This is a genomic window from Pseudomonas sp. GZD-222, from assembly GCF_049310525.1.
Lineage (GTDB): Bacteria > Pseudomonadota > Gammaproteobacteria > Pseudomonadales > Pseudomonadaceae > Aquipseudomonas.
In genome coordinates, this window is sequence record NZ_JBMOWO010000108.1 from 73,367 (window position 1) to 86,894 (window position 13,528).

A 13,528-nucleotide genomic window follows, 5' to 3' on the forward strand; every position below is an offset into this window, starting at 1 on the left:
AGAATTTCTACTGTTCATTTTCCTCATTCCTGTTCCGACGATTCAATGGAGGTAAAGCCCCAACAATAAAACGTACAAAGGGACAACCATGACCGCGATCGATCCGCGCACGCGCCAGCTGCTGGAAGCGCCAATTCTGCCAACCGTCCTGCGCCTGGCGCTGCCCAATGTGCTGGTGATGGTCGTGCAGGCCTCCGTCGGCCTGATCGAAACCTATTTTGTCGGCAAGCTTGGAAGCGATGCGCTAGCCGCAATGGCGCTGGTGTTTCCGATTGTCATGCTGATGCAGATGAGCTCCGCAGGGGCGATTGGAGGCGGCATCGCCTCATCGATTGCGCGCGCCCTTGGCGCGAAACGCCGGGAAGATGCCGATGCGCTGGTATTGCACGCCCTGCTCATTGCCCTGGGATTCGGCCTTGTATTCACGCTGACCCTCCTGCTGGGAGGGCGCTGGCTCTATACGCAAATGGGCGGCACCGGGGCGTCCCTTGAGGCGGCGCTGGTCTACTCGCACTGGGTATTTGCAGGTTCGGTGCTGGTGTGGTTGTTCAATGCGCTGTCTGCGCTGATCCGCGGTACAGGCAACATGGCCGTGCCCGCCTATGTGACGGTTGCAGGGGCTGTGGTACTGATTCCGCTGTCACCCTTGCTCATCTTCGGCTGGGGGCCGATTCCCGGCATGGGCATTGCCGGAGGCGCTGCGGCGCTGCTTCTTTATTATCTCGGTGGCACGCTCGCGTTGTGGATGTACCTGCGCTCATCGCGCAGCCTGCTCAAGCCGACGCTGATGAACGTGCGACTTCGCTGGTCACTGTTTCGCGACATCCTGCACATTGGCATGGTCGGCATGATTGCAACGGTGGCCACTAACCTGTCCATAGGCATCGCCACGGCGTTGTCGGGGCAGTTCGGCCCGGACGCAATTGCGGGCTACGGTACCGCCGCACGCCTGGAGTACTTGCTGGTGCCACTGGCATTCGGTTTTGGTGCGCCGCTGTTGGCCATGGTTGGTACCTGCATCGGTGCCGGCGACCGGGAGCGCGCGCTCAAAGCCGCGTGGGTGGGCGCTGCGATAACCTTTGCGATAACTGAAACGATCGGTCTGTCAGCGGCGTTCTTCCCGCATACCTGGCTGCTGCTGTTCGGCAACGAGCCCGCCATGCTCGAAGCCGGCACCCAGTACCTACAGATCGTCGGGCCGTTGTACGGCTTCTTCGGCCTGGGCCAGGTGTTGCATTTCGCCTCGCAAGGGGCAGGGCGCCTGTTCTGGCCGGTGACTGGCAATCTCGCACGCCTGGTTGTGGCTGGCCTCGGCGGATGGCTTGCGTTGCGTTGGGGGGGGAGAGCTGGCGCACGTGTTCATCGCGCAAGGCGCGGCGTTCGTGGTGTATGGCCTGGTGATCACTGTCACGATTGCCGGTGGGGCGTGGTTCGGCCGGGTGAGCTGGCCGCGCAGCATACACTTAGCGGTTGATTGACGTGATTATGGCCAGGTGGCGCAGGCAAGTTTTTCAACGATCAAGGGGTTCAGCCGTAGCCAATCAATGAAAACCTACTACGTTTAACCATGACCGGCGGTGCCGATAACGGGCTGAAAAAGCCGCCTCGACACACCAATCATGGGGGATGGCGGTGGCAGATGGACTGCAGCCACAATCCGTACGATCAATGACGTTCGTTGTTTCAGACCTCAGCTGGCTGGCTAAATCGGAGTTTCATTATGCAGCTCAAATCACTTGCCGCATCGTTATGTGTAGTTTCTCTGGTGCTCTCGGGGTGCGCCAGTAAATACGTTGAGTCGGACCAGTATTCCGGTTTTCTCAAGGACTACAGCGCCCTGAAGGAAGAGAAGTCTCCCTCCGGTGCAGCGGTCATGCGCTGGATTGACCCAAACGTTAACGTGAACAAGTTCAGTAGCGTTTATATCGAACCAAGCCAGCTCTATCCCAAGCCACAAGCGACGGAGAAGATCCCGGACGCCACCTTGCAGGGCATCACCCGGTACTACAATCAGGCCCTGCAAACCCAGTTTTCCAAAGTCTTGCCGCTGGCCAAAGGCCCGGGCCCAGGGGTGTTGGTCGTGCGTCCGGCGATCACTGCGGTGAGCGCCAAGACCAAGGGCCTGCGTCCTTATGAAGTGATTCCGATCGCACTGGTCGCTGCGGGTGTCAGTACGGTCACCGGTATTCGTGATCAGGACACCAGCCTGTCGACCGAAGCGCAGTTCATCGATGCCGGCAATAACAAAGTGGTTGCCCAAGTGGTGCGCAAGGGTGCCGGTGCCGAGCTGGAAAACTCCGATCAAGTGATGACCGCCAAAGACGCCAAGGCCGTGCTCGATGGCTGGGCGACCGACATGGTCAAGTCGTTCGAACAGCTCAAGGCCAAGCGCTAAGGCATCACCCCTCGACCTGCCGATACTGTCGGCAGGTCGATACTCCTTTCTGGTCCGTTACACGCGACCGACGATAGACATCCCTTTCGCCTAGACGATCTACGCACGCTCGTAGTGCGATTCCTTGCGCGTTTTTGAGCTTAAGATGCGATAAGCCGTGATTATTTAATCTTAGAAATGACTTTTTCAAGCATGGTTTCGAGTACTGAGATACCATGTAAATACATAGTACGTACCACAATACGAAATAGTAGGAGTATCCATGGCGCGCGGCGGTATCAACAAGGCGGTAGTGCAGAAAGCACGCCAGGCGCTGCTGGCCCGCGGGGTACACCCGAGCATCGATGCCGTACGTATCGAACTGGGCAATACCGGCTCGAAAACCACCATTCACCGTTACCTGAAAGAGCTGGATAACCAGTACCCGGCATCACCCGTCAGCGCGCCAAATCTCAGCGATGCACTGGCGACACTGGTCGAGCAACTGGCCGAGCAGGTACGTGAGGAAGGGCAGGTGCGGATCGAGGAGGCGCGCAGCGCGTTCGAGGCGCAGCGGCAAACCTTGCTGGCCCAGGTACAGATCAGTCAGCAGGCGCTGGCGGCGCTGCAACAGCAGCATGAAATCCAGGCAGCGGCGCTCGCCAGCGAGTCTGCCGAACTGGCCACCACCCGCAGTGCCTTGCAAACCGAACAGACCCGTAACGCCACGCTCAATCAGGCGGTAGGTGAGTTGCACCTGCGCCTGGCCGACAAGGATGAGCAGATTGCCTCGCTGGAAGACAAGCATCAGCATGCCCGTGATGCCCTGGAGCACTATCGCAATGCCAGCCGCGAACAGCGCGAGCAGGAACAACGCCGTCACGAAGGGCAGGTGCAGCAGCTTCAAGTGGAAGTGCGTCAGTTGCAGCAGACCCTGATCGTCAAGCAGGACGAACTGACCCGTCTGAACCGCGACAACGAAGGTTTACTGGTACAGATCCGTACGCTCAAGGATGCCCAGCGCACACTCAAGACCCAGAGCGAGCGGCGCCAGGCGCAGATCCAGGGACTGGAGGTGAACCTGGCGCAACTTAATGGTTCGCGGGATGAGCTGGAGAAGCAGAACCAGAACCTGGCGTTGAGTCTGGCCGAACGGGTGACGGAACTGCGTCAACAGTTGCAACTGATCGGCAAGTTGGAGGCGCAGTTGCGTCAGGCGGAAAAATTGGCAGAGCAGGTTCAGGACACGCGCTGAAGATCCAGGCGCATCGCGCAGCGATCTGTCAGCCCGTGAGCGTGCTCAGTGGCTAACTGCCGTTGCAGAAAGTCACTGCACTGTTGCGCAGAGAGCAGTTCGAATCCCAGACGCGCATAGAAGGGGGCATTCCATGGCACTTTGGCGAAGGTGGTCAGCGTAAGCGCGGCAAAACCTTGTGCCTGCGCCCGGGCTGCGGCCGCAGCGATCAATCGGCGTCCCTGTCCCTGCCCCTGGAGCGCTTGCACTACCGACAATTCGACTATATGCCACTCTTCGCTGCACGCCTGGCCACAGAGAAAACCCAGGGGTTGGTCATGTTCATCAACCACCACCCAAGCGCAACCGGCGCTGATGAACGCTCGATGCTGTTCGGGGCTGAGCCCGTCATCGCTGGCGATCCACTGTAAGCCTTCGCAGCTCAGAAAGGCTTGCGCTGCAGAATGCTCAACAGCGGGAAGCAGCGGTGCGTCGTCGTCGCGGGCAGGGCGAATAGTGAAGGGCATGAGCCTGGCGTCCGGTTGAAAAACGCAGCTATTCAAGGCCCTTGTGCATCGCCCGTCAAGGCCTCGTGCCGTGTACCAGGGGCGTTACGGAACGTCGTAGTTTTTTACTCTCTAGCAACTACATAAATCATAATTTCGCCTTTCCAAGCCTTTGCACAGAATGCGGCCTACACCCACCCACGGCGATCCCCGTGGGAAACCTCAGTAGGGCGCAGCGATGACAAACAATAAGACTGTAATAGACACGCTTGTAGTGGGCGCCGGGCAAGCCGGTGTGGCCATGAGCGAACACCTGAGCCGACTCGGCGTGCCGCACCTGGTGCTGGAGCGCAAGCGTATCGCCGAAGCCTGGCGTACCGGGCGCTGGGATTCGCTGGTTGCCAATGGTCCGGCCTGGCATGACCGCTTCCCGGGCCTGGAGTTTGCGGGGCTCGACCCCGATGCTTTCGCGCCGAAAGACCAGGTGGCCGACTACTTCGAAGCCTACGCAGAAAAATTCAATGCGCCGGTACGTACCGGTGTCGATGTCACCAAGGTGCAACGCAATGTCGGTCGCCCGGGCTTCACCGTTGAAACCTCGGACGGTGTCGTCGAGGCCCGCAATGTGGTGGTCGCCACCGGCCCGTTCCAGCGTCCGGTCATTCCTGGCATTGCTCCTGCCGACGCTAAAGTTGCGCAGATTCACTCTGCCGACTACCGCAACCCCGAGCAACTTGCCGAAGGCGCCGTACTGGTGGTCGGTGCCGGCTCATCAGGCGTACAGATCGCCGATGAACTGCAGCGCGCCGGCAAGCAGGTGTACCTGTCGGTGGGTGCCCACGATCGTCCGCCGCGTGCCTATCGCAACCGCGATTTCTGCTGGTGGCTGGGGGTGCTTGGCCTGTGGGATGCCGAGGGTGTGCAACCGGGCAAAGAGCACGTCACCATCGCCGTCAGCGGCGCCCGCGGTGGCCATACCGTGGACTTCCGCCGCCTGGCGCAGCAGGGCATCACCCTGGTTGGCCTGACCCAGGCATTCAAGGACGGCGTGGTGAGCTTCGAGGCGAACCTTGCCGACAACATTGCCCGTGGCGACGAGAACTACCTGGCATTGCTCGACGCTGCCGACGCCTACATTGCCGACAATGGCCTGGACCTGCCGCCAGAGCCGGAAGCGCGGATCATGCTCCCCGACCCGGAGTGCCTGAGCAACCCGGTCCTCGAACTGGACCTGGCCAAGGCCGGCATCACCACGATCATCTGGGCCACCGGTTATTCGGTCGATTACGACTGGTTGCAGGTCGATGCCTTCAAGGCCGACGGCAAACCGCAGCACCAGCGCGGGGTGTCCAGCGAGCCGGGCATCTACTTCGTCGGCCTGCCATGGCTGGCCCGTCGCGGCTCGGCCTTTATCTGGGGCGTGTGGCACGACGCCCGGCATATCGCCGAGCACATCATCAAGCAGCGCGCCTATTTCGACTACCGGGATGCCTCGCAACACCAGGCCGCTACTCCCGAGACCACCCCTCAATCAGCCGCCCTTATGGAAGTCCGTTGATGCCTACTCATACTCGCATCCGCATGTTCAACACCAAAGACACTTACCCGAACCAGACCCTGGACAACGACCTGTGCCAGGCAGTGCGCGCCGGTAATACCGTGTATGTCCGAGGCCAGGTCGGCACCGATTTCAACGGTCAACTGGTGGGCCTCGGTGATCCACGGGCGCAGGCCGAGCAGGCCATGCGTAACGTCAAACAACTGCTGGAAGAGGCCGGCAGCGACCTGAGCCACATCGTCAAGACCACCACCTACCTGATCGACCCGCGCTACCGCGAGCCGGTGTACCAGGAAGTCGGCAAGTGGCTCAAAGGCGTGTTCCCGATCTCCACCGGGCTGGTGGTCAGTGCCCTCGGCCAGCCGCAGTGGCTGATGGAAATCGACGTGATCGCGGTCATCCCCGAATAAGGAGCGTGCCATGACCTTTTCCATCGTCGGCCGCTGCGCCGAAACCGGTCAGTTGGGAATTGCCATCAGTTCATCGAGCATTGCCGTGGGCGCCCGTTGCCCCTGGCTGCGCTCGGGAGTGGGCGCGGTATCGAGCCAGAACATCACCTTGCCAGCCCTCGGGCCGCAGGTACTGGATGCCCTGGGTGAAGGGTTGGCGCCGCATCAGGCACTGGACCATGCACTGACCCGCAACGGCTACAGCCAGTATCGCCAGGTCGCGGTCGTCGATGCCCAGGGCCGTACTGCGGTGTTCAGCGGCAACCACACCCTGGGTACGCATAACGCCCTGGCCGGTGAGCAGTGTGTCGCCGCCGGCAACCTGCTGGCCAACACCGCAGTGATCGAGCGTATGGTCGCCGCGTTCGAAGCCAGCGAAGGCTGCCTGGCGGCGCGGCTGCTGACGGCACTGCAAGCCGGGCAGGACGCCGGCGGGGAAGCGGGGGCGGTGCATTCGGCGGCGTTGTCGGTGGTCGGCGAGCTGGTCTGGCCGATTGTCGATCTGCGTGTGGATTGGGCCGACGAGAATCCCATCGGTGAGCTGCAGAAACTCTGGAGCGCTTATGAGCCGCAACTGCAGGACTACCTGACCCGCGCGCTGAACCCGACCCTGGCGCCGAGCTATGGAGTGCCGGGCGATGAGTGAGCTGCGCAGCCGCGCCTTGCTGGCCAGGCTGATCGGCTTTGCCACGGTCAGCCGCGACTCGAACCTCGCTTTGATCGAGTTCGTGCGTGACTACCTGCAAGGTCTGGGCGTGAGCTGCGAGCTGATTTACAACGCCGAACGCAGCAAAGCCAACCTGCTGGCCAGCATCGGTCCGGCGGTGGAGGGTGGCGTGGTGCTGTCCGGGCATACCGACGTAGTGCCAGTGGACGGTCAGGCCTGGACGGTTGAGCCATTTGCCCTGAGTGAGCACGACGGCAAGCTCTATGGGCGCGGCGCCGCGGACATGAAGGGCTATCTGGCCTCGGTGCTGGCTGCCGTGCCGGTGTTCCTGGCAAGCCCACTGCGCCGGCCTGTGCACCTGGCGTTCTCCTATGACGAGGAGGTCGGTTGCCTGGGCGTGCGCAGCCTGCTTGAAGTGTTGCCACAGCGCATCAAGCAACCGGCGCTGTGCCTGATCGGCGAGCCGACCGAACTGAAGCCGGTGCTCGGCCACAAGGGCAAGCTGGCCATGCGTTGCCATGTAAAAGGCGCGCCGTGCCACTCGGCCTATGCACCCTATGGCGTGAATGCCATCGAACAGGCGGCGCGACTGATTGGCCGCCTCGGTGAGATCGGCCAGCGTCTGGCTGCACCGGAGCACCACGACCAGCGTTTCGATCCGGCCTATTCCACGGTGCAGGTCGGGGTGATTGAGGGCGGGACGGCGTTGAACATTGTCCCGGCCGACTGCCGCTTCGACTTCGAGGTCCGTGCCTTGCCGGCGTTCGAACCGCAAACGGTACTCGACGAACTGCAGACCTACGCCGAGCAAACGCTGTTGCCCGCCATGCAGGCGGTCAAGGCCGACACCGCCATCCGCTTCGAACCGATTTCGGCCTATCCGGGCCTGGCTACAGCACCCGAAAGCGCCGCCGCGCAACTGATTGCGCAGCTGTGTGGCAGTGACGACTTCAGCACCGTGGCCTTTGGCACCGAAGGCGGCCTGTTTGACCAGGCCGGAATCCCCGCCGTGGTCTGTGGCCCCGGCAGCATGGAGCAAGGGCACAAGCCCGACGAATTCGTCAGTGTCGAGCAGATGGCGGCCTGTGACCGCCTGATGGACCGGCTGGCTGTGTACCTCTCCAACAACGGATAACAACAAGGAGTCTGCAGTGAACGATTTCAAATGCTGGACGACCCTCGCCGCGCAACAACGGCTGATTGACACCGCGTTGATCGACGGTGAGCCGCATCACGCGCAAAGTGGCGCGCGCTTTGAGGTCATCAACCCGGCCAACAACCGCGTGCTGGCCCGCGTCGCCGCCTGCGGCCAGGCCGACGTCGACCAGGCGGTGAGCAGTGCCCGCCGTGCCTTCGAACAGGGGCCCTGGGCGAAGATGGCACCCGCCGAGCGCAAGAAAGTGCTGCTGCGCCTGTCGCAGCTGATGCTGGAACACCGCGATGAGCTGGCCTTGCTCGACTCACTGAGCATGGGCAAGCCGGTGATGGATGCCTGGAACATCGACGTACCGGGCGCCGCCCATGTGTTTGCCTGGTACGGCGAAAGCCTCGACAAGCTGTATGACCAGGTGGCACCGACGGCCAGCAATGCGCTGGCGACCATCACCCGTGTGCCGCTGGGCGTGATCGCGGCGGTGGTGCCGTGGAACTTCCCGCTGGACATGGCCGCGTGGAAACTCGCCCCGGCCCTGGCCGCCGGCAACAGTGTGGTGCTCAAACCCGCCGAGCAGTCGCCGTTCTCGGCCTTGCGCCTGGCCGAACTGGCGTTGGAGGCGGGTATTCCGGCAGGCGTGCTCAACGTCGTGCCGGGGCTGGGCGAGGAGGCTGGGCGGGCGCTGGGCCTGCACATGGACGTCGATTCCCTGGTGTTCACCGGTTCCACCGAAGTCGGCAAGTACTTCATGCAGTACGCGGCGCAATCGAACCTCAAGCAAGTGTGGCTGGAGTGCGGTGGCAAGAGCCCGAACCTGGTGTTTGCCGATTGTCAGGACCTCGACCTGGCGGCAGAGAAGGCCGCGTTCGGAATCTTCTTCAACCAGGGTGAAGTCTGTTCGGCCAATTCTCGGCTATTGGTGCAGCGCTCGATTGCCGATGAGTTCGTCCAGCGCCTGATCGAAAAGGCCCGCCAGTGGCAACCCGGCAACCCGCTGAACCCAGCCAGCAGCGCCGGTGCCATTGTCGATGCCCGGCAGACCCAGCGGATCCTGCAGTACATCGAGCAGGCCCGGGGCGAAGGCGCGCAACTGGTGTGTGGCGGTCGGCAACTGAGTTTCGATGGCTCGGACAACTTCATCGAACCGACGATTTTCACCGGCGTCACCGCCGACATGACCCTGGCTCGCGAAGAAGTGTTCGGCCCGGTGCTGGCGGTCAGCGTGTTCGATGACGAAGACCAGGCGGTGGCCCTGGCCAACGATCACATCTATGGCCTGGCCGCTTCAGTGTGGACCGATGACCTTAACCGCGCGCATCGCGTGGCACGGCGGCTGAACGCCGGCACGGTGTCGGTGAATACCGTCGATGCCCTGGATGTCAGCGTGCCTTTTGGTGGTGGCAAGCAATCGGGGTTTGGCCGGGATCTTTCCCTGCATTCGTTCGACAAGTACACGCAGCTCAAGACCACCTGGATTCAGCTGCGCGGCTGACAGCCTCATCGCGGGGCAAGCCCGCTCCCACAAGAAAAGCAGCCCCTGTGGGAGCGGGCTTGCCCCGCGAAACAATCTGTTCTTCCAAATAAAACAAAAACACGGAGCAACCGATGAACAGTAATGCAAGCGTGTCCACAGGCGCCCTGGCGCCGCCTGTGAGTAGCAAGAAACTGGGCCTGACCGCCTTGTTGGCGGTGGCCATCGGCCTGGTTGTGTCGCAAGGGGTGATGGTGCTGATGCTGCAAGGCGTCGGTATCGCCGGGGCCGGTTTCATCGTGCCCCTGGCGCTGGCCTGGCTGTTGGCCTTGAGCTACGCCTGTTCGTTCTCCGAGCTGGCCTTGATGATCCCCCGTGCTGGCAGCCTGAGCAGCTACACCGAGGTGGCCATCGGCCAATTCCCGGCCATCCTCGCGACCTTTTCCGGTTACGTGGTAGTGGCAATGTTCGCCTTGTCGGCAGAGCTGCTGTTGATGGAATTCATCATCGACAAGGTCTACCCGCACTCGATGCCGCCGCTGACCGTGGCCCTCGCGGTGCTGGCCCTGTTCACCGTGCTCAACCTGTTCAACATCGACATCTTCGCCCGGCTGCAGACGGTACTGGCCGTGGTCATGGTGGTGGTGCTGCTGGTGATGGGCCTGAGCGCGATGAACAGCGATATCGTCTCGCCCAACCCGAGCCTGTTTGAAAGCGCGGGCTGGAACCCCTTGGGGCTTGGGGTGATTGCCCTGACGGCGATGGCGGTGTGGGGCTTTGTCGGTGCCGAGTTCGTCTGCCCGCTGGTGGAAGAAACCCGGCGCCCGGAACGCAACATCCCCGGTTCGATGATGCTCGGCCTGACCATCATCTTTGTGATCATCGCCCTGTATGCCTTCGGTGCCTTGCTCACCGTGCCCCAGGCGGAGCTGGCCAGCAACGGCCTGCCGCATTACCTGTTCGCCACCACCGTGTTTGGTGAAACCGGCAAGGTGTTCCTGGTCACCGCGGCAATCACCGCCACCTGCAGCACCCTCAACAGCTCGTTGGCCGCGATCCCGCGCATGCTCTTCGGCATGGCCTGCAACGGCCAGGCGTTCGGCATCCTCAAACGCCAGGGCAAACGTACCGGCGCGCCCTGGGTAGCCGTGCTGTTCGTCGCGGCGATCACCGGCCTGCCACTGCTGCTGATGCACGACCATCCGGACGCGATCAACCAGCTGCTGCTGGCCGCCGCGCTGGCCTGGCTGCTGGCCTACATCATCACCCACATCAACGTGATTGCCCTGCGTCGCCGCTATCCGCAGGTGCATCGGCCGTTCCGCACACCGTTCTACCCGCTGCCACAGATCTTCGGCATCGCCGGCATGCTCTTTGCCATCTGGAACGTGTCGCCAAGCCCGGAGATGACCTTTTCGATTTTCGCCTACGCCGGCCTGGTACTGCTGATTGTCTCGATCATCGCCGTGCTGTGGATCAAGTGCGTGATGGGCAAACCCCTGTTCAAGCCTGAGCCGCTGCAAACCGCAAGCGTGGCTGGCAACGATAAAAACCAATAAGGAGACTCGCAATGACCGCTCAAGTGAACACCGACCGTAGCACCGGCGATTACCAGGCCCTGGATGCGGCGCACCACATCCATGCGTTTCTCGACCAGAAAGCCCTGAACGAAGAAGGCCCGCGGGTGATCGTCCGTGGCGAAGGCCTGGCACTCTGGGATAACGACGGCAAACGCTACCTGGACGGCATGTCGGGCCTGTGGTGCACCAACCTCGGCTATGGCCGCAAGGACCTGGCAGTTGCTGCCAGCCGCCAGCTGGAGCAACTGCCGTACTACAACATGTTCTTCCACACCACCCACCCGGCGGTGGTCGAGCTGTCGGAGCTGCTGTTCAGCCTGCTGCCGAGCCACTACAGCCACGCGATCTACACCAACTCCGGCTCCGAGGCCAACGAGGTGCTGATCCGTACCGTGCGCCGCTACTGGCAGATTCTCGGTAAGCCGCAGAAGAAAATCATGATCGGCCGCTGGAACGGCTACCACGGCTCGACCCTGGGCGCGACGGCGCTGGGCGGGATGAAGTTCATGCACGACATGGGCGGGGTGATTCCCGATGTCGCGCACATCGACGAACCGTACTGGTTCGCCCATGAGGGCAACCTGACCCCGGCCGAGTTCGGTCTGCGTGCCGCCCGCCAGCTGGAAGAGAAGATTCTCGAGCTGGGCGCCGAGAACGTCGCCGCCTTTGTTGCCGAGCCTTTCCAGGGCGCTGGCGGAATGATCTTCCCGCCAGAGAGCTACTGGCCGGAAATTCAGCGTATCTGCCGCCAATACGATGTGCTGCTGTGCGCCGATGAAGTGATTGGCGGTTTTGGCCGCACCGGTGAGTGGTTCGCCCACCAGCACTTCGGTTTCGAACCCGACACCCTGTCGATCGCCAAGGGCCTGACCAGCGGCTACATCCCCATGGGCGGCCTGATCCTGTCCAAACGCATGGCCCAGGTGCTGGTGGAGCAGGGCGGGGTGTTCGCCCACGGCCTGACCTATTCCGGCCACCCGGTGGCGGCGGCCGTGGCGATTGCCAACCTCAAGGCCCTGCGTGACGAAGGCATTGTCACCCAGGTCAAGCAGGACACCGGTCCGTACTTGCAGCGCTGCCTGCGCGAGGTGTTCGGTAATCACCCGCTGATTGGCGAAATACAAGGCACCGGCCTGGTCGCAGCGCTGCAATTTGCCGAAGACAAAGCCAGCCGCAAACGCTTTGCCAATGAAAACGACATGGCCTGGCGTTGCCGCACCATCGGCTTCGAAGAAGGCCTGATCATTCGCTCGACCCTGGGCCGGATGATCATGGCTCCGGCCCTGGTCGCCGGCAAAGCCGAGATCGATGAGCTGGTCGACAAGACCCGTATCGCCGTAGACCGCACTGCGCGCGAATACGGTCTGCTGTAAGCCCCCGTACGCCGGCTCGTACGGGCGAGCCGGCTTTCCTGAGGAACAGATCCATGTCCAGATCCTTGCGTTGCAGTGTTCCCTTTGCCTTGGCGTTACTGTGCGGTGCCGTTCAGGCCGCGCCGCAGAGCCTCACCGTCATCTCCTTTGGCGGTGCCACCAAACAGGCCCAGGACAAGGCCTATTTCCAACCTTTCAACGCCAGCGGTGCAGGACGCGTCGTTGCCGGCGAATACAACGGTGAACTGTCGAAGATCAAAGCCATGGTCGACGTCGGTCACACCAGCTGGGACGTGGTCGAAGTCGAAAGCCCGGAGTTGCTGCGCGGCTGTGACGAAGGCCTGTTCGAGCGCCTGGACCCGGCGCGTTTCGGTGATGCCGCGCAGTTTGTGCCGGGCACCTTGAGCGAGTGTGGGGTAGCGACTTACGTCTGGTCGATGGTCATGGCCTATGACCATGACAAACTGGCCAAGGCGCCATCCTCCTGGGCCGACTTCTGGAACGTCAGCGAGTTTCCCGGCAAACGTGGTTTACGCAAGGGTGCCAAGTACACCCTGGAAATCGCCTTGCTTGCTGACGGGGTCAAACGAGAACAGCTGTACGAGGTACTGGCGACCCCTGAAGGGGTGAGCCGGGCGTTTGCCAAGCTCGACCAGATCAAGGGCAATATCCAATGGTGGGAAGCCGGGGCGCAGCCGGCGCAGTGGTTGATCGCCGGTGATGTGGTGATGAGCGCGGCCTATAACGGGCGCATCGCCTCGGCGCAGAAGGAGGGATGAAGCTGAGCATCGTCTGGCCGCAAAGTCTGTACGACCCGGAATACTGGGCGGTGGTGAAGGGCACGCCGAACAAGGCCCTGGCCGAAGACTTCATTGCCTTTGCCAGCCAGCCGCAGGCGCAGAAGGTGTTCTCCGAGGAGATCCCTTATGGGCCGGTGCATCGCGATGCGCTGAAGCTGTTGCCTGAGGCGGTGCAGCAGCAACTGCCGACAGCGCAAGCCAACCTTGCTCAAGCGCAGGCGGTGGATGCGGCGTTCTGGGTGGATCATGGTGAGGAGCTGGAGCAGCGCTTCAACGCCTGGGCTGCGCGTTAAGGCAATCGCGGGGCAAGCCCGCTCCCACCCGCTGAGTGCAAAACGGGTGGGAGCGGGCTTGCCCCGCGAT

11 protein-coding genes and 1 pseudogene are annotated in these 13,528 nt (G+C 62.2%); 11 read left to right on the forward strand and 1 reads right to left on the reverse strand.

From position 1 onward, the window contains the following. Positions 1-88: 88 nt before the first annotated feature. From ACO6VD_RS20460 to ACO6VD_RS20470, 3 genes are all read left to right on the forward strand, one after another. Positions 89-1,474: an MATE family efflux transporter gene (locus tag ACO6VD_RS20460; protein WP_422421670.1), complete on the forward strand. Its 1,386-nt coding sequence runs from the start codon at positions 89-91 to the stop codon at positions 1,472-1,474. 246 nt (positions 1,475-1,720) lie between these two features. Beyond that, positions 1,721-2,395 carry a DUF3313 domain-containing protein gene (locus ACO6VD_RS20465; RefSeq protein ID WP_422421671.1) on the forward strand — a complete coding sequence of 225 codons (675 nt, stop codon included), beginning with the start codon at positions 1,721-1,723 and terminating at the stop codon, positions 2,393-2,395. A gap of 262 nt (positions 2,396-2,657) precedes the next feature. Beyond that, complete coding sequence (locus tag ACO6VD_RS20470; protein ID WP_422421672.1) at positions 2,658-3,629, forward strand: DNA-binding protein; 972 nt, start codon at positions 2,658-2,660, stop codon at positions 3,627-3,629. On the opposite strand, the gene ACO6VD_RS20475 is transcribed toward ACO6VD_RS20470, so the two are convergent. Then, entirely contained in the window at positions 3,614-4,135 is a 522-nt protein-coding gene (locus ACO6VD_RS20475; RefSeq protein ID WP_422421674.1) for a GNAT family N-acetyltransferase, read from the reverse strand. The two genes, ACO6VD_RS20470 and ACO6VD_RS20475, sit on opposite strands and share 16 nt — an antisense overlap. Positions 4,136-4,352: 217 nt before the next feature. On the opposite strand from ACO6VD_RS20475, the gene ACO6VD_RS20480 reads away from it, so the two are divergent. The 8 genes and pseudogenes from ACO6VD_RS20480 to ACO6VD_RS20515 all read left to right on the forward strand — a co-directional run bounded on the left by ACO6VD_RS20480 (position 4,353) and on the right by ACO6VD_RS20515 (position 13,458). Continuing rightward, entirely contained in the window at positions 4,353-5,672 is a 1,320-nt protein-coding gene (locus tag ACO6VD_RS20480) for a flavin-containing monooxygenase (protein ID WP_422421676.1), read from the forward strand. After that, positions 5,672-6,082, forward strand: a complete 411-nt coding sequence (locus tag ACO6VD_RS20485) for a RidA family protein (protein WP_003201555.1) — start codon at positions 5,672-5,674, stop codon at positions 6,080-6,082. The genes ACO6VD_RS20480 and ACO6VD_RS20485 overlap by 1 nt, the downstream gene beginning before the upstream one ends. Before the next feature lie 10 nt (positions 6,083-6,092). Then, a complete protein-coding gene (locus tag ACO6VD_RS20490; RefSeq protein ID WP_400170140.1) occupies positions 6,093-6,767 on the forward strand; it encodes a DUF1028 domain-containing protein in 675 nt (224 codons plus the stop codon). Continuing rightward, on the forward strand, positions 6,760-7,923 hold the full coding sequence (gene argE / locus ACO6VD_RS20495; protein WP_422421679.1) for an acetylornithine deacetylase: 1,164 nt from the start codon (positions 6,760-6,762) through the stop codon (positions 7,921-7,923). Before ACO6VD_RS20490 ends, argE begins: the two co-directional genes overlap by 8 nt. 16 nt (positions 7,924-7,939) lie before the next feature. Continuing rightward, positions 7,940-9,433: an aldehyde dehydrogenase gene (locus ACO6VD_RS20500; RefSeq protein ID WP_422421681.1), complete on the forward strand. Its 1,494-nt coding sequence runs from the start codon at positions 7,940-7,942 to the stop codon at positions 9,431-9,433. A 113-nt stretch (positions 9,434-9,546) separates the two neighbouring features. Next, entirely contained in the window at positions 9,547-10,971 is a 1,425-nt protein-coding gene (locus ACO6VD_RS20505) for an APC family permease (RefSeq protein WP_400170143.1), read from the forward strand. Between the two features lie 11 nt (positions 10,972-10,982). Further along, positions 10,983-12,365 carry an aspartate aminotransferase family protein gene (locus ACO6VD_RS20510; protein WP_422421683.1) on the forward strand — a complete coding sequence of 461 codons (1,383 nt, stop codon included), beginning with the start codon at positions 10,983-10,985 and terminating at the stop codon, positions 12,363-12,365. Positions 12,366-12,418: 53 nt separating this feature from the next. Then, positions 12,419-13,458, forward strand: a pseudogene (locus ACO6VD_RS20515) (ABC transporter substrate-binding protein). Positions 13,459-13,528: the final 70 nt, after the last annotated feature.

Bases quoted from the DNA above. Each gene is read 5' to 3' on its own strand.
- ACO6VD_RS20460 (WP_422421670.1), top strand. From the start codon at position 89: ATGACCGCGATCGATCCGCGCACGCGCCAGCTGCTGGAAGCGCCAATT.
- ACO6VD_RS20465 (WP_422421671.1), top strand. From the start codon at position 1,721: ATGCAGCTCAAATCACTTGCCGCATCGTTATGTGTAGTTTCTCTGGTG.
- ACO6VD_RS20470 (WP_422421672.1), top strand. From the start codon at position 2,658: ATGGCGCGCGGCGGTATCAACAAGGCGGTAGTGCAGAAAGCACGCCAG.
- ACO6VD_RS20475 (WP_422421674.1), bottom strand. From the start codon at position 4,135: ATGCCCTTCACTATTCGCCCTGCCCGCGACGACGACGCACCGCTGCTT.
- ACO6VD_RS20480 (WP_422421676.1), top strand. From the start codon at position 4,353: ATGACAAACAATAAGACTGTAATAGACACGCTTGTAGTGGGCGCCGGG.
- ACO6VD_RS20485 (WP_003201555.1), top strand. From the start codon at position 5,672: ATGCCTACTCATACTCGCATCCGCATGTTCAACACCAAAGACACTTAC.
- ACO6VD_RS20490 (WP_400170140.1), top strand. From the start codon at position 6,093: ATGACCTTTTCCATCGTCGGCCGCTGCGCCGAAACCGGTCAGTTGGGA.
- argE (WP_422421679.1), top strand. From the start codon at position 6,760: ATGAGTGAGCTGCGCAGCCGCGCCTTGCTGGCCAGGCTGATCGGCTTT.
- ACO6VD_RS20505 (WP_400170143.1), top strand. From the start codon at position 9,547: ATGAACAGTAATGCAAGCGTGTCCACAGGCGCCCTGGCGCCGCCTGTG.
- ACO6VD_RS20510 (WP_422421683.1), top strand. From the start codon at position 10,983: ATGACCGCTCAAGTGAACACCGACCGTAGCACCGGCGATTACCAGGCC.